Source organism: Bacteroidota bacterium, from assembly GCA_013696965.1.
Lineage (GTDB): Bacteria > Bacteroidota > Bacteroidia > JACCXN01 > JACCXN01 > JACCXN01.
In genome coordinates, this window is sequence record JACCXN010000057.1 from 174152 (window position 1) to 195096 (window position 20945).

General features: G+C 31.8%; 15 protein-coding genes. 4 read left to right on the top strand and 11 right to left on the bottom strand.

Annotation, left to right across the window (positions count from 1 at the left end; genetic code table 11):
- Positions 1-15: 15 nt before the first annotated feature.
- The 3 genes from H0V01_09340 to H0V01_09350 all read right to left on the bottom strand — a co-directional run bounded on the left by H0V01_09340 (position 16) and on the right by H0V01_09350 (position 2204).
- Positions 16-1242: a pyridoxal phosphate-dependent aminotransferase gene (locus H0V01_09340; protein MBA2583573.1), complete on the bottom strand. Its 1227-nt coding sequence runs from the start codon at positions 1240-1242 to the stop codon at positions 16-18.
- Positions 1243-1342: 100 nt separating this feature from the next.
- Entirely contained in the window at positions 1343-1705 is a 363-nt protein-coding gene (locus H0V01_09345) for a DUF1573 domain-containing protein (protein MBA2583574.1), read from the bottom strand.
- 28 nt (positions 1706-1733) lie between these two features.
- Entirely contained in the window at positions 1734-2204 is a 471-nt protein-coding gene (locus tag H0V01_09350) for a DUF1573 domain-containing protein (GenBank protein ID MBA2583575.1), read from the bottom strand.
- A 214-nt stretch (positions 2205-2418) separates the two neighbouring features.
- On the opposite strand from H0V01_09350, the gene H0V01_09355 reads away from it, so the two are divergent.
- Complete coding sequence (locus tag H0V01_09355) at positions 2419-5052, top strand: valine--tRNA ligase (GenBank protein ID MBA2583576.1); 2634 nt, start codon at positions 2419-2421, stop codon at positions 5050-5052.
- A gap of 18 nt (positions 5053-5070) precedes the next feature.
- On the opposite strand, the gene H0V01_09360 is transcribed toward H0V01_09355, so the two are convergent.
- Positions 5071-6033 carry a peptidoglycan DD-metalloendopeptidase family protein gene (locus H0V01_09360; protein ID MBA2583577.1) on the bottom strand — a complete coding sequence of 321 codons (963 nt, stop codon included), beginning with the start codon at positions 6031-6033 and terminating at the stop codon, positions 5071-5073.
- Positions 6034-6676: 643 nt separating this feature from the next.
- Here H0V01_09360 and H0V01_09365 point away from each other — a divergent pair.
- Entirely contained in the window at positions 6677-8521 is a 1845-nt protein-coding gene (locus H0V01_09365; protein MBA2583578.1) for a SpoIIE family protein phosphatase, read from the top strand.
- 38 nt (positions 8522-8559) lie between these two features.
- On the opposite strand, the gene H0V01_09370 is transcribed toward H0V01_09365, so the two are convergent.
- The 7 genes from H0V01_09370 to H0V01_09400 form a co-directional block, all read right to left on the bottom strand.
- The gene (locus tag H0V01_09370) at positions 8560-8940 is read right to left on the bottom strand and encodes a DUF1987 domain-containing protein (protein MBA2583579.1); all 381 of its coding nucleotides are present in this window, start codon (positions 8938-8940) and stop codon (positions 8560-8562) included.
- Positions 8941-8951: 11 nt separating this feature from the next.
- Positions 8952-10055: a hypothetical protein gene (locus H0V01_09375; protein ID MBA2583580.1), complete on the bottom strand. Its 1104-nt coding sequence runs from the start codon at positions 10053-10055 to the stop codon at positions 8952-8954.
- 152 nt (positions 10056-10207) lie between these two features.
- Positions 10208-11329 carry a DNA polymerase III subunit beta gene (gene dnaN, locus H0V01_09380; GenBank protein MBA2583581.1) on the bottom strand — a complete coding sequence of 374 codons (1122 nt, stop codon included), beginning with the start codon at positions 11327-11329 and terminating at the stop codon, positions 10208-10210.
- A 233-nt stretch (positions 11330-11562) separates the two neighbouring features.
- Entirely contained in the window at positions 11563-12588 is a 1026-nt protein-coding gene (locus H0V01_09385; protein ID MBA2583582.1) for a DUF4340 domain-containing protein, read from the bottom strand.
- 64 nt (positions 12589-12652) lie between these two features.
- A complete protein-coding gene (gene gldG, locus H0V01_09390) occupies positions 12653-14341 on the bottom strand; it encodes a gliding motility-associated ABC transporter substrate-binding protein GldG (GenBank protein MBA2583583.1) in 1689 nt (562 codons plus the stop codon).
- A 23-nt stretch (positions 14342-14364) separates the two neighbouring features.
- Entirely contained in the window at positions 14365-15096 is a 732-nt protein-coding gene (gldF, locus tag H0V01_09395) for a gliding motility-associated ABC transporter permease subunit GldF (protein MBA2583584.1), read from the bottom strand.
- A 298-nt stretch (positions 15097-15394) separates the two neighbouring features.
- The gene (locus tag H0V01_09400; protein ID MBA2583585.1) at positions 15395-18037 is read right to left on the bottom strand and encodes a tetratricopeptide repeat protein; all 2643 of its coding nucleotides are present in this window, start codon (positions 18035-18037) and stop codon (positions 15395-15397) included.
- Positions 18038-18340: 303 nt separating this feature from the next.
- Here H0V01_09400 and H0V01_09405 point away from each other — a divergent pair, with 303 nt between their 5' ends.
- Both H0V01_09405 and lysA read left to right on the top strand, forming a co-directional pair.
- Entirely contained in the window at positions 18341-19654 is a 1314-nt protein-coding gene (locus tag H0V01_09405; GenBank protein ID MBA2583586.1) for an aspartate kinase, read from the top strand.
- Between the two features lie 127 nt (positions 19655-19781).
- The gene (gene lysA, locus H0V01_09410) at positions 19782-20945 is read left to right on the top strand and encodes a diaminopimelate decarboxylase (protein MBA2583587.1); all 1164 of its coding nucleotides are present in this window, start codon (positions 19782-19784) and stop codon (positions 20943-20945) included.

Sequence of the window (20945 nt, forward strand, 5' to 3'; positions counted from 1 at the left end):
TATTGTATTAATAAATTAAACTTCCAGTTTTCCGGCTTCCTGCTTTACTGTCCGGCCTGGGTATATTTTCAATGCTTCATCCAAACATTTGATTGCATTTTCAAGAGCGAATTTATTCAAAACATAAGCAATCCTAACTTCATTGTTCCCAAGGCCAGGAGTAGAATAAAACCCCGTTGCAGGAGCAAGCATTACAGTTTGATTTTCATATTCGAATTCTTCAAGCAACCATTGGCAAAAGGTGTCTGAATTATCAATTGGAAGGCTGGCAATGCAATAAAAGGCTCCACTAGGAACAGGGCAAAATGCTCCTTTTATTTGGTTTACGCCATTTACAATTACATTTCTTCGCTCAACATATTCAGCGGTAGTGGAGCTAAAATATGAATCAGGAGTTTGCAATGCTGCTTCTCCTGCAATTTGTCCAAAGGTTGATGGACTGAGCCTTGCCTGAGCAAATTTCATTGCTGTTGCCATAACTTCCTTGTTTCTTGAAATCAATGCTCCAACCCGTGCCCCACATAAACTATAGCGTTTAGAAATACTATCAATTAAAATTACATTATTCTCGATCCCTTTAAGATTCATGGCAGAATGATGTACATGGCCATCATAACAGAATTCCCTGTACACTTCATCTGCAAATAAATACAGATCATGCTTTTTTACCAGGTCTCGTAAAGCTTCCAACTCTTGTTTAGTATACAAATAACCGGTAGGATTTCCTGGATTGCAAATCATTATTCCTTTTGTTCTGGGAGTAATAAGTTTTTCAAATTCACTAACAGCTGGAAGTGCAAATCCATCTTCAATATTTGCTGTAACCGGCACCACATTGATTCCTGCTGCACATGCAAAACCATTGTAATTGGCATAAAAAGGTTCCGGTATTATTAATTCATCACCTGGATTAAAACAAGTCAAAAACGCTATTTGTATTGCTTCAGATCCTCCATTTGTAATTATTATGTCATTTTTGGTTATTTCAATTCCCAGATTATAATAATAGCGGGCAAGACCTTCTCTGTAGCTTTCAAAACCTGCTGAATGGCTGTATTCAATAACATTAAGATTTATGTTTTTTAAAGCTTTCAATACAATTTGTGGGGTCTCAATATCAGGTTGTCCAATATTAAGATGATATATAGTTCTGCCTTTTCTTTTTGCTTCTTCAGCAAAGGGAACTAGTTTTCTGATAGGGGAGGCAGGCATTTCATTGCCTTTTAATGATAGTTTTGGCATATCCAATCGGTTTGTAAGTCCTCAAAGGTAATTAATTTAATACACTGAAAAGAAACTTATAATGGAAAAATGCAATTAAGAAAAGTATAATTACTGTATTTTATTTGTTATCCACAATTCCTTTAAAATGGAGAACATGAGGTGATCTTATTGCATTGGAATGTATTTCCAGTTTTCTATTCTGGTAACCTATTTTGTTTTGGGTATCAAACTTTACACTTATTTTTGCTGAGTTTGCAGGTTCAATAGGGTGTTCGGGGAAATCAACAAGGGTACAATTGCAGGCAACTTTAATATCGGTTATTGTAAGAGGGACTTTGCCGCTATTTGTAAAAGTGTATTCAAATTCAATAACCTCGCCTTCCTTTACCTTTTCGAATTTATGTACTTTTTTATCAAATTTAAAATCGGCCTCCCCTGTTTGAGAAAAACTGGGGAAAGCCGATAATAAAATTGCAATCACACAAAAAAAAGCAAAAATTCTGAACATATTAATGTTTCTCAAGCGGAGCTCCTACAGGAACTGCTTTGCCAGGAAAAGTTTCTTCTACTACGGCATCTACATTACCTTTAATAGTAAGCAATTTAGAAGGCTCATTTTTAGCGTTAGAAGTAATTGTAACTGTTTTGTTAATTGGACCAACTCGTTTAGTATCATAATTAACTTTAATAGAAGCTGATTCGCCTGGTTTAATTGGTTCTTTTGGCCAATCTGGAACTGTACATCCGCAACTACCTCTTGCCATTGAAATTATTAATGGCTCCTTACCTGTGTTTTTAAATTTAAATTCACTGGCTCCACTTGCATTTTGTTTAATGTTGCCGTAATCATAAACATCTTTCTCAAAAGTAATTTCAGCTAGACTTGGTTTAGGATCAATTCCTGTTGTTATCTCCTGAGCTCTTACAGTTGTGAAAAAGGTAGCTACAACAACTCCGATGGTCAATAATGATTTTTTCATAATTTTTTTATCTGAGTTTTAATATTTACTTTTTGTTATTTACAAATTTATTAAATATTTTTTTGAATTAATAACATTTAACATTTCATTAACAATTGGATTTGATAATGACTTAAAGTTAAATGAACGCTAATGTTTTCGATATTATTTTCCGAATAAAGAATATTAATTTCAAAATTGCTAATTTTGATTCCTTATAAAATTATAAAGAGAGATGGAAATAGCATCAAAATACGATCCTTCATTAACAGAAGATAAATGGTACAGGCATTGGATGGAGCAAGGGTTTTTCAATTCAGTTCCTGATGAAAGAGAGCCATATACTATTGTAATTCCACCACCAAATGTTACCGGGGTCCTGCATATGGGCCATATGCTTAACAATACCATTCAGGATGTTTTGGTAAGACGGGCACGCATGCAAGGTAAAAACGCATGTTGGGTTCCAGGAACAGATCATGCCTCTATTGCCACAGAAGCTAAAGTTGTGGCTATGCTTAAGGAAAAGGGAATTAATAAGGCAGATATTTCAAGAGAAGAGTTTTTAAAATATGCATGGGAATGGAAGGACAAGTATGGAGGCCTTATTCTTGATCAGCTTAAAAAACTTGGCGCTTCCTGTGATTGGAACCGCACAAGATTTACCATGGAAGAGGATCTTTCTGATGCAGTTATTTCAGTATTCATTGATTTGTACAATAAAGGATTTGTTTACCGGGGTGTACGAATGGTTAATTGGGATCCTGCTGGTAAAACTGCAGTTTCTGACGAAGAAGTAATTCACAAAGAGGTAAACTCTAAACTTTATTATGTAAAATATAAAATAGAGGGATCAGAGAATGAATGGATTACTATTGCTACAACTCGACCTGAAACAATTTTAGGCGATACTGCTGTTTGTGTTCATCCCCTCGATCAAAGGTATAAGCATTTGAAAGGCAAAAATGCCATAATTCCAATTGTTAACAGAGCTGTACCAATCATTTTTGATGAATATATTGATATGGAATTTGGTACAGGTGCTTTAAAGGTTACTCCTGCACATGATATTAATGATTATAATTTGGGAGTAAAGCATAAATTGGAGGTGATTGATACTATTAATGATGATGGTACAATGAGTGAACAGGCAGGTTTTTACATTGGGGAGGATCGATTTGCAGTTCGGAAAAAAATAGCAAATGATTTGCAAGAAGAGGGATACCTCATTAAGACTGAAGATATTAAAAACAAAGTTGGTTTTTCTGAAAGGACAAATGCTGTAATAGAACCAAAGCTATCTAGGCAATGGTTTGTAAAAATGGATAAAATTTCGGGGCCTGCACTTGAAAATGTGATGAATGACAATATAAAACTGGTTCCCGAAAAATTCAAAAACACTTACAGGAATTGGATGGAAAATGTTCATGACTGGTGCATTTCGCGACAGCTTTGGTGGGGGCAACAGATTCCGGCATGGTATAATGAAGATGGAGAAATTGTAGTTGCAAAAACAAGGAAAGAAGCAGGAGTTTTATTCAGTGAAAAATTTCCAAACAAAAACAATGAAAACATAAAACAGGACGAAGATGTTTTGGATACCTGGTTTTCTTCCTGGTTATGGCCAATTTCAGTTTTTGATGGTTTCAAAGATCCTGAGAATCCGGATATAAAATATTATTATCCTACCAATGATCTTGTAACAGGCCCGGACATACTCTTTTTCTGGGTGGCAAGAATGATCATGGCAGGATATGAATTTCGAGGCGAAAAACCCTTTTCCAATGTTTATTTAACAGGAATAGTAAGAGATAAACAAGGAAGGAAAATGTCAAAGCAGTTAGGTAATTCACCAGAACCATTAGATTTAATTAAAAATTTTGGAGCAGATGGTGTTCGTGTGGGCATGTTATTAAGCGCTCCTGCAGGCAATGATCTTCTTTTTGATGAATCATTGTGTGAACAAGGTAGAAACTTCAGTAATAAAATATGGAATGCATTCAGGTTAATTAAGGGTTGGCCGATTTCCAAGAGTATCGAGCAACCTAATGTGAATAAAATTGCAATTTCCTGGTTTAAAACAAAATTCAACGAAGAGTTAAAAACCATTAATGACCATTACACTAAGTACAGAATGTCGGATGCATTAATGGCCACCTATAAGCTTGTGTGGGATGACTTTTGTGCCTGGTATCTTGAAATAATTAAACCTGCATATGAACAACCAATTGACAGTAAAACAAGTGAAATAACTCTTGAGTTGCTTGAAAATTTACTAAAAGTGCTTCATCCATTTATTCCTTTTATTTCTGAAGAAATCTGGCATTGTATGTCCGAAAGAACTAAGGCAGATTGTATTATTGTTGCGAAATGGCCTGTGGTAAAGGAGCAGGGGGATATAGAAATTTTAGAAAAATTCAATACCGCATCGGATGTTGTTTCTGCAATTAGAAATTTAAGGAAGGAAAAAAATATTCCAATGAAAGAACAATTGGAACTGTATATAAAAGCGAATGAAACAGATGCATATACTTCAATGGATTCATTAATTTCAAAGCTATGTAATTTGAGTGGAATAAATTATGTTGAGGACAAGGTGGAAAATGCGTTCTCCTTTCTAATAAAATCAAATGAATATTTTATTCCTTTAAGTACAAAAATAGATATTGAGGCTGAAATTGAAAAACTGAACCATGAATTGGAATATACACATGGATTTTTACATTCAGTAACAAAGAAACTACAGAATGAAAAATTCGTTGCTAATGCTAAATCGGAGGTAATTGAAACCGAAAGAAAAAAGGCACACGATGCTGAAGCAAAGATTAAAGCTATTGAAGAAATATTGGCAAGCTATATTGGGAAATAAAAAAAATCAGGTATGCAATTAAGCATACCTGATTTTTTTACCCACTCTTAATACTGTGGTAGATTTAAATTTATTAAGCTTGCATAATTTTGAAACTGTGGTTCTGTGCTTCTTGGCAATTCCAGAAAGGGTATCTCCCTTTCTGACAGAATAATATTTAACAGCCCTAGCATTTACTACATAATCAAATAGGTGTTTATTTATAGCTAGTGTATCCATTTTAAGCCTGTTGTTTTCAAAACATATAATATCATTGGGATTAATTGCCTCCCCTTGAAATCTTACTTCAAAATGAAGATGACTTCCTGTGGAACGTCCTGTGTTTCCTCCAAACCCTATTAAATCCCCAGATCCAATAACATCGCCTAACTCAACACTTATTTTATCAAGGTGTGCATATAAGGTTTCTAAGCCATTATTATGCCTTACAACCACTACATTTCCATAGGAAGCACTTTTTTTAGCAATACGTACTGTACCTTCAAAAGCATTATAAACACTATCTCCAATTTGTAATTTTATATCAATGCCATAATGAAACCTACTGCCCCTAGTACCGAAGTTTGAAGTTACATAACCGGAAATTGGATGATGATAGTCGCATTTGTTTTCGTCTTGTAAAAAAACAAAAGTTGTGTCTGTTTTCTTGGTAAGGTCAAATTTATATGGGTGAATAACATAGTTATCCCAGCCTCCATACAAATCATGAGCAGGTATATTCATTGAAGAAAAATCATTTTGGCAAAAGGTAGAATTAATTTTCAAGCTTATTGAATCGGAATCAAGAGCTTCTTCATCTTCATCATTTTCATCTTCATCCTCGCCATGATCTTTGTTTTCATTGTTTTTTTTATCTTTTGTTTTTTCTGTAGAAGTATTTTTATTGTTGTTATTGTATATACAAGTATATGATACGGATGGATTTCCAGCATTTACTGAAAAACAAAACAGTAAAAAAGATATTAAAATGCTTAACTTCATTTATTCTATTGCTTTTTAAGAAGGGCTAAAAATAGTAAAACACTTTGTTTTAAACTACATGAAAATGATTTTTTTTACATAAAAATCAGCAGAATGCCCTCTAATAAAGGGTTTGCCGCTTGTTTTTTTACTTTGAAATAAAAAAAAAGTTTCATAAAATTAAAATAAATCATCTTTTTTAATAAAATTTATATTTAAGTTAATTCTTTATTAAGCCAGATTTAATAATGCTTTTAAAAATTAGACACTTTATGTTTTTTTATCCTTATAAAATATTTAATAAAAAAATTACGAGGTAAAAGAGAGCAAGAAGTTAGAAACTACTATGGATTCAAACTACTGTTTTAGATAAATATTTTTTATGAAAACATGTATTAATTTGTATTTTGAACCAGAAAAGTTCAGTACAAATTCATTTTAAATCATTTAATATTGATTAACTTCACCCATTGTTTGGAATAATAAATAGCTTTGATTTTATTTTTGTAACACAACAAAAATAAATGCAAAATTAAATGGCTTAGGAATAGAATATAAATTGGACAGGTAATTTGATTATGATTTTATAGCAACTATTTACCTTACATACCGTAAATGCTTATTGTAAATTGTTATTAAGGAATACCATTATTATTTTATTCAAATGAAAATTAAACTTTTATTTATTATTCCTTTATTCATTTTCTTTCAAAATCAATTTTCCTTTGCTCAAATAAAAAGTGAATCTTCTGGGATATTTGTTTTTGAAGGACTAGTTTATGGTTATGAAAATGATTCCTCAAGGAAATTATTTAAAAAAAACAAACAAACCGTACTGGAGGGACTTCTTGAAGGAGTGCAAATAAATGTTTACCAGAATAGTGAATTATCTTTTAAAACAGTTTCCGGTGCTAAAGGGGATTTTAAAATCACATTAAAACCAAATGTATTATATAAAGTCGAAGTTTTAAAAGAAGGTTATGATAATAACCTTCTTTACATTGACACTAAAGGTATTCCGGTTACAAACAAAAGTGATGTTTATCTATTTTCAGATGCCGAATTTCTTTTAAACAGTTATAATAATAAGGCAAATGTAAATGAGCCTGTTGGAAGACTATTGTATAATCCTGATAGTGGTTATATGGAGTTAGAACTTAATGGAAATTCAGTTAAAAAATCAGGTAAAAAAAACGACCAGGACAATTTAATTGAATTAATGAAAAGGGCAGTGCTGAAAAACAAAATGGCAAATCAATCTGAAAAATTATCAAAACAAAAAAACCTAATTGTTCAGTCAAAAGATCAAATAAAAAATTTACCCCTTAAAGAAATCAAACCAGAGAAAGTTTTTTCTGAATTTCACTTGAAACCAATAGGTATACGGAATAATGATAAAAAAAATTTCAAGGAACGTATTTTAGATATTCGTCAAGCTAGGATGCAACTTGAATTGGACAGGGCTCAGGCTACAACAAAAGAGGACAGTCTGTTAATTGAACAAAGAGAAATAGTGATAAATTGGGCAGAGGCAGAATTGAAGAGTGCAATTGTATTAATCAAAATACAAAAATCGAAATTAGAAATTCAAAACAAGGCACTGTATTTATCCTTATTGAGTTTATTGATGCTTCTAGTACTCTTTTTGTTTGCTTTTTGGCACTATAAGCACAAGGCAAAAATGAACCGATTGCTAATTAGGCAGAATCGAAGAATTCTTGATAGTATTAATTATGCCTGGCGTATTCAACAATCAGTCCTATTGAATGAAGATGAAATACATAAATTATTACCTGATTCGTTTATTTATTATCGCCCAAAGGATATAGTAAGTGGCGATTTTTATTGGCTCTCGGAAATAAATAACAGACTAATAATTGCTGTGGTTGATTGTACTGGTCATGGGGTACCAGGAGCATTTATGTCTTTAATTGGAAATACTCTTTTAAATCAAATCATTAATGAAAAACAAATTACAGATCCGGCCTCTGTTTTAAAAGAATTACACAAGGGTGTGCTTAAAGCCCTTCGTCAGGATAATAAGGAGAGCCTTTCTGAAGATGGCATGGAAATGTCAATTTGTGTTGTGGATCCAGTAAATAGTACCATGGAGTTTGCAGGGGCTATGAATCCAATTTATATTGTTACAGATGATAAGTTGCAGGTAATTAATGCAGATGTCAGATCAATTGGTGGAAAGAATCTGCGACTTGAAATGGAAAATCAAATTGAATTCACAACAAAGAAGGTTTCTTTGGGTGAAAATACTTCTGTTTATATGTTTACTGATGGATATATGGATCAATTTGGAGGCAGGAACAATAAAAAATTCAATACCATGAACTTTAAAAAATTGCTAATTGATATTCAGCATTTGGGAATGCAAGAACAAAAAATGGTAATACATAATACCATGGAGGATTGGAAAAAAGATAGAAACCAAATTGATGATATTTTAGTGGCTGGTTATAGCTTGGGAAAGCGACAAAAAAGTACAATTGAAAATTAAAATGGAATTATTTTTATTGAGAGGAATTTGAAATTTTTTTATTCAATTATTTTTAAATGGAATGGAATTTTCAAAATGCTTTTTATTTCCTGGCCCTTGATTTCCATTAGTTCATCATCCTGATTATAAAACCAGGTAATACTAACTTTACCACCGTTTTTTACTACTTTCTCCAATGTAATAAGTATTTTTAATACCTGTTTAACAGAACCGGAATTAAAATATTCTAAATTAATATTAAAATCAGTAAAGGACGAAGGCTCGTTTGCATAGTTTCTCATCCAGTTTAGAGCTGTCTCATAAAATTTTTCAGCATCCTCTGGCAGAGATCGGCCACTTATCTCGAATTTCATTTTTTCCTTATCCAAAACTACTTTAGGAGTATCTTCCGTAGCGTCAAAATAAATTGCTTTTTCCATTAATAAAGTAGTTATAAAGTAATGTTTAATGAAAAAAAGGATGATTCATCATTTATAGAAAAAAAATCATAATCTATTTCTGAATTGCTATTTCTAAAAATATCGATTAGCCCTAAGCCTGCCCCCCCTTTTAATCCTGGTTTTTTATCCAATAGATTATGTTTATATAATTCTGATAAACTTTCCTTGCTACGATTTTTGAGATTATCTAATTTTTTCTGTAGTTCACTTACTTTCTTATTGTCAACAATGTTGCCTGCACTAATAAAATATCCATTGCCTTTAATTCCTATAATAATTATCCCTTCACAGTTTTCTTTAATCTTTTTACCATGTTTACTGATGTTTTGAAGCAATTCAACTAGCACGTAATAAACTTTTTTCATTTTCCCAATATTACCGGTTTGATTCAAATTATGTTCAATCATACCTAAAATAGGAAGAATAGTTTCTTGAGAAAAATTTCCTTTATATGCAAGCAGAATATTATCTGAATACATAATATCATGTATTTCTTTAGTATGACTTAGGGGAAATATGAGTGGGTTTTTTTCTTCAGGGCTTGTTTTAGATTTTAACTTTAATTGTAAATGGAAAAGGGAAAGAAAGTAATTTACAAATTCAAAATCAAAAGTAATTGGATGTCCACTTTTCCGGGCCATTTCTATAATTCCAAGTCCGGCACCACCTTTTTCAGAATAACTTTCATTGGTAAGAACTTCTAAATACAATTCTTTGAGTTCAGCCTTTTCTAATTTATTTACAATATCTAATTGTCCCTTTATTCGCTCAATCTTGGTATTTTCAATTAAATTAGTAGAGCTAATGTAAATGGTGTTTTCAATATTTCTTACCAAAAACATTTCGGGTAAATTGTTTGTTCTGTTTTTGATTTTTGGTTTATCACTATGGTGAATAATATTTTGAAAACATTCAGCCATTAAAAAGGAAACTGTATTGTTTAATTTTGATATTTCAGGAATATTATTGATGTTAAATTCACTTAACCGAAGTAAATTTTCAGTAATATTTTCATTGAAATCTGCCTGATAAACAAATGTGGAACTATCCTTTTCCAATTGCTTAAAAAAAGCAAAAAACACTTTAGGTTTCATTCTGATTTTTTTATATAATGGAAAAATAAATAAATTAATTATTATTCTGATAAAGATAAGAATAATAGGATTTGCCTTTAAAGTAAAAGAAATAAAATAGTATCTAAACTTTTATATACACTATCCTTTTTATTCACTTTTAAAAAATCAAATTAATTATTTAACATTATGGGCATAACAAGCATTAGAATGTCTTCTTCAGGAGAGTCACTATTTGCAGGTGTTAGTATCCCTGCTCTGTTTGGGGCAGACATTTCAATGTTAACTTGTTCCGAATCAAGGTTATTCAGCATTTCCATCAGGAATTTAGAATTAAAGCCAATTTCCATATCCTCGCCATCATACTGACATGTTAATCTTTCTGTGGCTTCATTTGCAAAATCAAGATCCTCAGCTGAAACCTGTAATTCACTTCCCGTCATTTTTAATCTTACCTGATGGGTGGTTTTATTGGAAAATATCCCTACCCTTCGAATTGAACTTAAAAAGGAAGCACGATCAATTGTTAATTTGTTTGGATTCTCCTTAGGAATTACAGCCTCATAATTTGGATATTTTCCATCAATCAACCTGCAAATAAGGTTTATATTGGCAAATGAAAAGAATGCGTTTGAATTATTGTATTCTATGCTTACATTAGTATCTTCATTTTGAAGCAAGTTTTTAAGCAGGTTTAAAGGTTTTTTAGGTAAAATGAAGGAAGTGTTTTTGTCTGACTTAGCATCGGTTCTGCTGTATCTAACTAGTTTGTGGGCATCGGTTGCAACAAAAATAAGATTTTCACTAGATAACATGCAATAAACCCCAGACATAACAGGTCTTAATTCATCATTTCCACTTGCAAAAATTGTTTTATTTATTCCATTGGCTAAAACAGATGAATTTATAGTAAGTGAGTTTGGTGATTCAATAGTTGGAAGCCTGGGAAATTCTTCACCATCATGTCCTGTAAGTTTATATTTTCCAAAATCAGATCCTATTTCTATTCCGTTTGTTTTATCCTGTATTGTAAATGTTAGTGGTTGTTCCGGAAAAGCCTTTAATGTTTCCATTAATAGCCTGGCAGGAATCGCAATTTTTCCTTTATCCTTGGCCTCTACAGGAAGCGAGGTGCTCATTGTGGTTTCCAGATCAGAGGCTGATATTACCAGTTCATTCTCTTTAATTTCAAATAAGAAATTATCGAGAATCGGCAAGGTATTGCTAGAGTTTAAAACACCGCTAATATTTTGTAGCTGCTTTAATAATGTCATGCTGGAGACAATGAATTTCATATGTTTTTATATTGAAAGTTAGTTTTTCCTTTAATGATTTACTAGTTCATTACTTTTTAATATTCAAAGAATTGATTTAAGTAAATATTTATTGGGGAACAAAGATATGGTATTTGAAACAGGATATAATAGTAAAGAATTAACTTTTCCAACTACTTTTTAACAATTCTGAAAGTAAGTTTTATATAGGTGGGATATATATTAAATCAGGAATAATTGTTTAATAAATTATCCTATAACCTTTTAACAGTATCCTGATTTAAAAAATAATTGATCCTGGGAGTTAATTCATTAAAAACAAAGAACTGGATAATAACAAAATCTTTTTCATTTGTAAGTCCATACATTCTGTCCATATCAAAAGTAATAGGATTTCCTTCAAGATCGGTTGATCCTTCTTTCATTGGTTTATTGTATCCTGTAAAAGAATTTACTTTTCCATGAATATCAGTTATCTCAATACTGAAATTTTTGCAAAAATCCATGATTGAATCTTTTGTTGTGAGTGGGGTATCGTTGGCATAAAATTCGAAGTTGATATGCCTGAAATTACTCACAAATTGAATAATGGAAAGGGTGTCAATTTTTTCAAGGTATTTATTATCCTGAATAGATTTTAACCTAGGCTTACGGGTGCTAATATTTTCAATAGCAAAAGATTCTTCAGGTGATTTCACATAATTAATTTCAATTTTTTCTATTTCATTGGGATTGTACCTGTACAAAGCAGTTGATTTCCATTCGGTTTCATCAATAAAATACCTGGAACTGAGGTATCCTCGGTGACCAGGTATAAACATTACAAATGGTACTGATGAATTTTCCAATAACATGAAAGTGCCCATATTATCAGGAGTAGCTCCACCAACATAATAAACTTTAGCTGGTTTGTCTTTACCCATGTAAATTTCAATTTTAGTTGAATTACCTGCCATATTTGAAACAACATGGTCAAGAGAAGCCCTTGAAACAGGAGATTTTACCTCTAGTTGGCTAATTGTATTAAGTAATAAATCAATACCGTCTTTTCTTGCCTCTGCATTTCCATTAACCGTCCAGATGCTATTGGTTTTTCTTTCCAGTGTTACTGTTCTTCCAATACCATCAGCCATAAAAATTTTGGAAACATTAGCAGTATCTTTTACAGCAAAATCTTTCAGCTCTTTTTTAATTGTTCCTGTTTTATTATTAAACCATAAATAACCAGCAACAATGCTTAATACAAGGACAATAATTAAGGTAATTCTGTTTTTTTTCATGATATTTTTTAAGAGCTATAAAAGCATTATTTAGAAATCGGTTTTCAATAATCCAAAAATAAAATCAGGAGTATTTTCTTTTTCTGATATAAAAGAGTATAATTCCAGCAAACAAAACAATAATAACAGGTAGAACAGTATTTAGTAATTGCCAGAATGTTCTTTCAACTTTAATTCTTTCAGAATCAAGCAGTCTCAATTTAAATTCTTTTGAACGAGCACCTATAATCCCTGAATCATCACAAAGGTAATTCATGGCATTTAATATAAATGTTTTGTTTGAGTAAATTTCTCCTGTAAACCTGTCGTAACCCAAGGGATAAACATTTCCAGTTGATTTTTGTATTGAATTTTTGATAATATTTCCGCTTCCGACTACAATCATTTTAGTTGGTTGGCTTTTATCTTTAAACTTAATATCCTCACTTTCCATAACCTCAGGTGTAATTCTGTTGGTAAATGCTGATTCAAATTCACCTTCAAGAAGATAGGACACAGGTTGGAATGATTTGTTGAATTGCTCGGCTTTGGGTTCTTCTCTTAAGGAATTGATACTTATTCTAACTGGTGCATTAAGCAGTTTTGTATATTTTGAAGTATGAAGCAAAGGGGTTTTCTTTATCCCTGGGGCACTAACAGTATCAATGCTACTGATGAATTCAACACGAAGTGCATTAAGGTTATTTACAATAGGGTGATTGCTCTGGGGCATAAGCAATGGAAAATAAAACCACGGAAAAAGTTTTTGCTGGGGTTGATTGCCTATATATCCAGTAACAACTGGAATAGGAGCAGCCTGCAAATCCTGAACTAAATTGTTATTTATTCGAATGCCATACCTGAAAAGCTGATCATCAAGATTTAATTCTTTGGCAATTGCAAAAGTCATTTTATTCGTAGAAAGACTATCCATTATTGCATCAACAGGATTAATCAGCCAAAGGACTTTTCCTCCCCTCATGATAAATTGGTCAATAATAAATTTGTCTTTTTCAGAAAAAGCAGAATCCGGATTAGCAATAATAATTGCACTTATTCCTTTAAGACTGTTAAGCTTCTCTGCAATTTTAATTCTTTTCACATCGTAATATTCCGACAATGCCCTAGTAGCATCCTTAACTTCAGTTTCATCAAGTTCCCCATGTCCCTCAATAAATGCAATACTTGGTTTTGATTCATCACTCAGTTTTTTTATAGTATTTGCAATTTCATATTCGAGTTGTTGTTCAGAAATATTAAGCATTTGTTCCGGAGAAGCACCCATCTGACTTTTAAGAAGTTGTAAAGGAGCCTCTTTTCCACGGTATGAAAAAATTGCTCCCGGAAATATTATTTTTTCTGATTTACCATCTCCTTCCTTAACTTCCAAATTTGTATACTGAAGTCCTTGTTTTGTAAGTTGTTGATAAATCTCATGACGCTTTTTTTCATCCGGGTCTGAGGAGGGGTTTATAAATTCATATTCAATATCAGGGGAAATTGCTCTTAACTCATCAAGAATTTCCTTAGTGGAATTACGCAGGCGTTTAAAACCAGCAGGGAAGTCTCCTTCAAGGTAAACCTTAACATAAACTACATCATCCAGGTTTTTTACCAATTCTTTTGTAGCAGAGGTAAGTGTGAAACGCTTTTCAGATGTAAGGTCAATTCTCTTAAAAGCAAAATTTCCTATGATATTTATGAGAATAATTATCAATACGCTTGCCAGCAACTGAATTAAGTCTCTTTTTTTATTTGTTTTTTTAGTGGTCATTCTTCTTTAAGTCACTTTATTTATTACCATTTCCTGCTTTCAAGAACTGTTCGGGTAAGCAGCAAAAAGACACCTATAAGGCTAAGATAATATATCACATCCCTTGAATCAATTACCCCTCGACTCATTGAAATATAATGTTCATTAATACCAAAATGAAGAATAACACTATCTATTTTACCGAACATTGCTAGTGTGCTAATGGATTCAAACCCTATAAAAAAGAAAAAGCTTAAAAACACCCCAATGATAAAGGCAATGATTTGATTTTCTGTTACAGAAGAAGAAAAAATTCCAATAGATACAAATGCAGAGGCCAAAAACAATAAGCCTAAATAAGAGCCCCACATGCCTCCGGTATCAATATTTCCTGTTGGATTTCCTAAAACCTGGGCTGAATAATAATATACCAGAGTAGGCAATAGTGAGAGAATTACCAGGGTTAAGCCAGCCAAATATTTACCAAGAATAATTTGTATATCAGTGAGTGGCCTTGTTAGCAATAATTCAATTGTACCAGATTTTTTTTCATCAGCAAACATTCTCATTGTAACAGCTGGAATTAAAAACATGAATACCCAGGGTGCTATAATAAAAAGGGTATCAATATTGGCATATCCGGCATCAAGTATGTTGAACTCACCGGGGAATACCCACATAAACAAACCAATAACGGTAAGAAAAATGGTTATAACAATATACCCTATAAGTGAACTTAAAAAACTGCTGATTTCCTTAAAATATAGTGTTCTCAATTCGTTAATTTTAATTGGGCAATTAATTTTTCCTGTTCATAGGGTAGTAATTTCACCATATGCTATCAATTAGCCGCAAATATATATATTTTTATATGCTTACCTTCTTAAAACTTATTTTCGTTGAAATTGTTTTAAATCAAAAATTAAATCAGTTAATTATACCGTGAATTCAAATCATTGAAATAAAACCAATTTAATTAATACCAGTTTAAGTAAAAGCAAAGAAATCTGAAAGAGATATTTTATGCAAATATAAAGGAGTAAGAAATTGTAATTGTATTTTTAAGCGGATCAATTAAACCCTTACTCCAATCATACATATATCATCAATTTGTTCAAAATGGCCTTTCCAATTTTCAATGGTTGAATCCAAAATTGATTTTTGTTCTTCCATGGGTAGATGGCAAATTGAAAGTAATAACTCTTTTAACCTACTGGATTTGTATTTTTTATTTTTTTCGCCTCCAAACTGATCAACATAACCATCGGTAAAAATATAAAAACAATCTCCTTTTTGGAGTTCTATTTCATGGTTTGTAAATTTGTATTCATCTTCTGTAAATCCACCAATCGAAGTTTTATCTCCTTGTATTTCAATAATCTGCGATGAGGGATTTTTAGAAAAAGTATTCGGGGAGCTTGATTCATCCTTGTTGTGAATAAATGAACTTTGAATATCAGTTGATCCATTTTTAATTATCCAGATTGGCCTGTAAGCTCCCGAGAATTGAAGTTTAATTGTTGAATTCAACTGTTTTTGGTTTGTAAATTCTGATTTTGTATCAGGTTTTGGTTGGTTATTGTTCCATTGCAAACTGGTTAAAGCGATGTCCATACCGTCCCTTGATTTTACCCCATCAGAACTTTGTTTTAATGAGTTTTTGATGTTTCTGTTCAAATGTGTAAGGGCTTGAGCTGGATTATAAATTCCCTTTTCCACAATAATGTGGTTAAGCTGGGCATTTCCTATCATACTCATAAAAGCCCCGGGTACTCCATGACCTGTGCAATCGCAAGCGGCAAAAATAACTCCTGATTCTGAAAAAGGCTGATTAGCATCTATAGATCCTAGGTTCTGAGTAAAAAAAGGACTAAACCAATAAAAATCTCCTGAAACAATATCTTTTGGTTTAAACAGCACAAAGCTATCTGGCAGTGCTTGGTTAATTAAATCCAAAGGGGGCAACATGGCTTGCTGAATTTTTTTTGCATAATTTATACTGTCTGTGATGTCTTTGTTTTTTTGGGCTATTTCATCACGATTCTGTTCAATAATATTATGGGCAGTTTCAATTTTTTTATTTTTTAATTCCAGTTCCTGGTTAGCTTGTTGTTTTCTAAGGTATCCACGATAAATTACAAAAGCCAGTACCAGCATAAGTCCAAGACTAGCCCCAATAGAGTTTCGAAGCATTTTTTGGCGCGACAATTCTGTTTGTTGAATTTTATTGTCTTTACTTAATAAAGCTACTTCGGTAGTTTTGTTTTTAGTTTCCATTATTTGATAGTTTAGTTCGCTTTCCTGCTTATCTACTACCATCTGTTGAATTTCCCTGTTTTTATTCAAAAGGATTATTTCTTTTTCTTTTGTTTCAGCCTCCAGTTGTTGCTTTGCCAACTCTGATTGTTGAGTGCCAAGCCTTAGGCCCTGAATTTCCGTTTCCTGTATTAGAACCCTTATTTCTTTTTCTTTTTTTTCAGTTTCATACTTAGTTTGCATTTCAGAAAGCTGCTGGTTAGTTGCCAATGAATAAATTGAATCTTTTATTTGGGAGTAAAGCTTGTAGTATTCCAGTGCTTTTTGATGATTATTCTGTTTATCATACACATTTATAAAACCTTCATAGGAGTTTTGCATTCCTTTCTTGTCATTTAATTCTTTGGCCAGTTTAAGGCCTTTTTGATGATACTCTATTGTTTGCTCATATTGTTGTTGACTAAAGTAATATGCGGCTATATTGTTGTAGGAACTAACCAGGGAGTTCTTATCATTTAATTCTTCCTTTAATTTTAAGGCTTTAATATTATATTCTAAGGCTAGTTCATATTTCTCCTGGTTGCGATAAACAACGGCAATGTTCCCATATAACTTTGCCATGTTTTTTTTAAGGTTGTTTTTTGTATCAAGTTCCAGAGCCTTAAAGAAGTATTCTAATCCTAAATCGTACTTTTTTTCATTAACATATATGGCACCAATATTTGTATAAGAATCACTTATGCCTTGTGTTATTTTTCCTTCTTCTTTGGTTTTTAATCCTTTGAAAAAATATTCTAAAGCCTTCTCATAATTGCTTTGATATCTATAAATAAGACCTATATTATTGTAGGAAATAGCCAGGCCATGTACATTTTTTTGTTCTTCAAAAATGGTAAGACTATTTAAATAATTCTCCAAAGCGGAAGGGTAATTCTGTTGGTATAAATTTAAATTACCTGAAGAAACCAAACAAGAAGCTATTTCATTTTTCTCGTTTAACTCTTGATAAATCTTTAAAGCCTCATCATTATATTCCAGAGCTTTTGCATAATTTCCTTTATCCTCATATATGTATGAGAAATGAATATAATTTTCTGCAATACCTGATTTGTTATTAATTTTTTTGTTTATTTTTAAGGACATTGAATAATACTCATTGGCTATGTCTAGTTTATTCTGCCAATAATTAATTAGCCCTATCCTTGAAAAGCAAGTAGCTTTGCCTTTTTCCCAATTAAATTTTTCTGCTAATGGCAATGCTTTATTAGCATATCCTAAGGCTTTTTCAGAATTACTTTTACGGTACTCCCAACTGAGATTATTTAAAACTTTAACCCTGTTTGTATCCTCTTTCATTACCAAAAGTAACTTTTCAAGAGAATCAACTACAGTTAAGTTTTGAGCCTCTGAAATAGTAAAGGATAAACCTAAAATAAAAAAAATTAAAACACTTTTAAGCAATTTTTTTTTTGATTAATTTATGAAAAAAACGAGAGCAAATGCATTATTCATCGGCCAAATTAAACAATATTTGGCAAGAATTTATTTTAATTTTTTAGAATTAAATCAATAATTGTTTTGAATGTATTTTGATTTCGAATCCCATGTATTGCTTATTGTTGTTTATTTAATACGGAAGTAAATTTTAATGACCATACTTAAAAACCCTGTTTTCAAAGTAATTGTTTTAAATTTGCATAAAAATCACTATTACCATGTATCATTTGCTTTCAATAGTGATGCATTTAACACACCTATACCTTAATGAAAATATTGAAATTTGGAGGGACTTCAGTTGGAAGTCCAGAGCGAATAAAAAAAATGGTTGAACTTATTCATAATGAGGATAAGAAAATTGTAGTTCTTTCAGCCATGTCTGGAACAACAAATAAGCTGGTTGAAATTGCTACAGCACTTTATGCCAAGGAACATGAAAAAGCAGGAGAATTAATAAACAAACTTCAGGAAGATTATTTAAAGGTAATTGATGATTTATACCAAAGCCCTGAATCAATTGTTAAAGGCAGGGAAATGATAAACGCTCATTTTGGGTTTATACGAAGTTTTACCTTGGATTTATTTACCATTTTTGAGGAAAGGGCAATACTGGCCCAAGGCGAGCTTATTTCTACCGCTTTATTGCAGTTTTACCTTGAGGAGTTACATATTGATTCTGTTCTGCTTTCTGCACTTAATTTTATGCGTATTGATGTAAATGAGGAACCTGATTTTCAATTTATAGAGGAGAATTTAAAAAAGGAATTGTCGCAATTTTCTGAAAAAAAATTATTTATTACTCAGGGATATATTTGCAGAAATACTTTTGGAGAGGTAGATAATTTGAAAAGAGGGGGAAGTGATTATACTGCATCTTTAATTGGTGCTGCTTTAACTGCTGAAGAAATTCAAATATGGACTGATATTGATGGAATGCATAATAATGATCCACGGTTTGTCGAGAATACATATCCAATTGCAGAACTTTCTTTTGATGAAGCAGCTGAACTCGCTTATTTTGGAGCCAAAATTTTACATCCATCTAGTGTAATGCCTGCAAAACTCAGAAATGTACCTGTAAGGCTTTTAAATACAATGAATCCTCAAGCAAAAGGAACATTAATTTCTTCGGTTTCTTCAGGAGAAAACATTAAAGCCGTAGCTGCAAAAGATGATATTATAGCAATCAAAATTAAATCTGGAAGAATGCTTTTAGCTTATGGTTTTATGCGAAGTGTTTTTGAGGTTTTCGAACGATTTAAAACTCCTATTGATATGATTACAACTTCTGAAGTTGCTGTTTCTATTACCATAGATAATAATAAATTTTTGACGGAAATTATTGAGGAACTTCAAACTTTTGGAACTGTTGAAGTTGATGATGGCCATACAATAATATGCATAGTAGGAGATTTTTTGGCCGAAAAAACTGGATATGGAATAAAAATTTTTGAAGCATTAAAGAGCATTCCAATTCGAATGATCTCCTATGGAGGAAGTAAAAATAATATATCCCTACTTGTAAGTACAAGTCAGAAAAAAGAAGTACTTAATGCATTAAATAAAGGAATTTTTAATTAAGAAAAGCTTTATTGTCTGAGTAAACAATCATAGGTTTATTTATACTTAATTTTTCTGATTATCTTATTTTAAAAATACTTTAAAATAAGAATTAAATAATCTCTCAATAAATTTAAAAGAATTGCAAATGTATAAATCTGTATTTACTGCTGAACTTACACAAAGACTAAAAAATTATAAGACTCCATTTTATTACTATGACCTAAGTAGCCTGGGTGAAACGCTTAAAATGGTAAAAGATAATGCCAAGAAATATAATTACATAGTTCATTATGCTTTAAAAGCAAATGCCAATAACAAAATTGTCCAATTAATAAGGGATACAGGCATGGGTGCAGATTGTGTAAGTGGGAATGAAGTAAAAAAAGCCATTGAACTGGGTTTTAATTCAGAACTTATTGCTTTTGCAGGGGTTGGAAAAACAGATGAAGAGATCAATTACGCTTTGGACCACGACATATTTTGCTTTAATTGCGAATCGGTGCAAGAGCTAGAAGTAATACAGGAATTGGCAGCGGCAAAGAAAAAAAAAGCAAGTATTGCATTACGAATCAACCCAAATGTGAATGCTTATACACACCATTATATTACAACTGGTTTAGAGGAGAATAAATTCGGAATAAACATGTGGGAAATGGATGCAGTTTTAATTCTATTAAAACAATTGCCAAATGTTGAGCTAAAGGGTTTGCATTTTCATATTGGATCTCAGATAACCGATTTATCTGCATTCAAGAATTTATGTTTAAAAGTAAATGAAATTCAACAATGGTTTTTGACAAAAAAAATAATTTTAGAGCATATTAATGTAGGCGGAGGACTTGGAGTTGATTACCAGGATCCCGACAAAAATGCTTTTCCTGACTTTAATGCCTACTTTAAATTATTTAATGATTTTCTAGAGCTTCAGCCCCATCAACAGGTTCATTTTGAATTAGGAAGATCAATAGTTGCTCAATGCGGCAATCTTATATCCAGAGTGCTTTACATTAAAAACGGAATTAATACCAATTTTGCTATTTTAGATGCTGGAATGACAGAATTAATAAGACCAGCGCTTTATCAATCATATCATAAAATTGAAAATATTAGTAAAATTGATAAAGTTTTGGATTTTAAATATGATGTAGTTGGCCCAATTTGTGAATCAAGCGATTGTTTTGGAAAAGCGGTGGTTTTGCCAGAAACTCAAAGAGGGGATTTAGTGGCAATCCGTACAGCAGGGGCTTATGGGGAAGTTATGGTTTCAGGGTACAATCTGCGAGAACAAAACCCTGTGGTTTTTGGTTAA

What these genes read in the sequence shown, in the direction of transcription:
- H0V01_09340 (MBA2583573.1), bottom strand. Translation starts at nt 1,242, where the DNA reads ATGCCAAAACTATCATTAAAAGGCAATGAAATGCCTGCCTCCCCTATC.
- H0V01_09350 (MBA2583575.1), bottom strand. Translation starts at nt 2,204, where the DNA reads ATGAAAAAATCATTATTGACCATCGGAGTTGTTGTAGCTACCTTTTTC.
- H0V01_09355 (MBA2583576.1), top strand. Translation starts at nt 2,419, where the DNA reads ATGGAAATAGCATCAAAATACGATCCTTCATTAACAGAAGATAAATGG.
- H0V01_09360 (MBA2583577.1), bottom strand. Translation starts at nt 6,033, where the DNA reads ATGAAGTTAAGCATTTTAATATCTTTTTTACTGTTTTGTTTTTCAGTA.
- H0V01_09365 (MBA2583578.1), top strand. Translation starts at nt 6,677, where the DNA reads ATGAAAATTAAACTTTTATTTATTATTCCTTTATTCATTTTCTTTCAA.
- H0V01_09370 (MBA2583579.1), bottom strand. Translation starts at nt 8,940, where the DNA reads ATGGAAAAAGCAATTTATTTTGACGCTACGGAAGATACTCCTAAAGTA.
- H0V01_09375 (MBA2583580.1), bottom strand. Translation starts at nt 10,055, where the DNA reads ATGAAACCTAAAGTGTTTTTTGCTTTTTTTAAGCAATTGGAAAAGGAT.
- dnaN (MBA2583581.1), bottom strand. Translation starts at nt 11,329, where the DNA reads ATGAAATTCATTGTCTCCAGCATGACATTATTAAAGCAGCTACAAAAT.
- H0V01_09385 (MBA2583582.1), bottom strand. Translation starts at nt 12,588, where the DNA reads ATGAAAAAAAACAGAATTACCTTAATTATTGTCCTTGTATTAAGCATT.
- gldG (MBA2583583.1), bottom strand. Translation starts at nt 14,341, where the DNA reads ATGACCACTAAAAAAACAAATAAAAAAAGAGACTTAATTCAGTTGCTG.
- H0V01_09405 (MBA2583586.1), top strand. Translation starts at nt 18,341, where the DNA reads ATGAAAATATTGAAATTTGGAGGGACTTCAGTTGGAAGTCCAGAGCGA.
- lysA (MBA2583587.1), top strand. Translation starts at nt 19,782, where the DNA reads ATGTATAAATCTGTATTTACTGCTGAACTTACACAAAGACTAAAAAAT.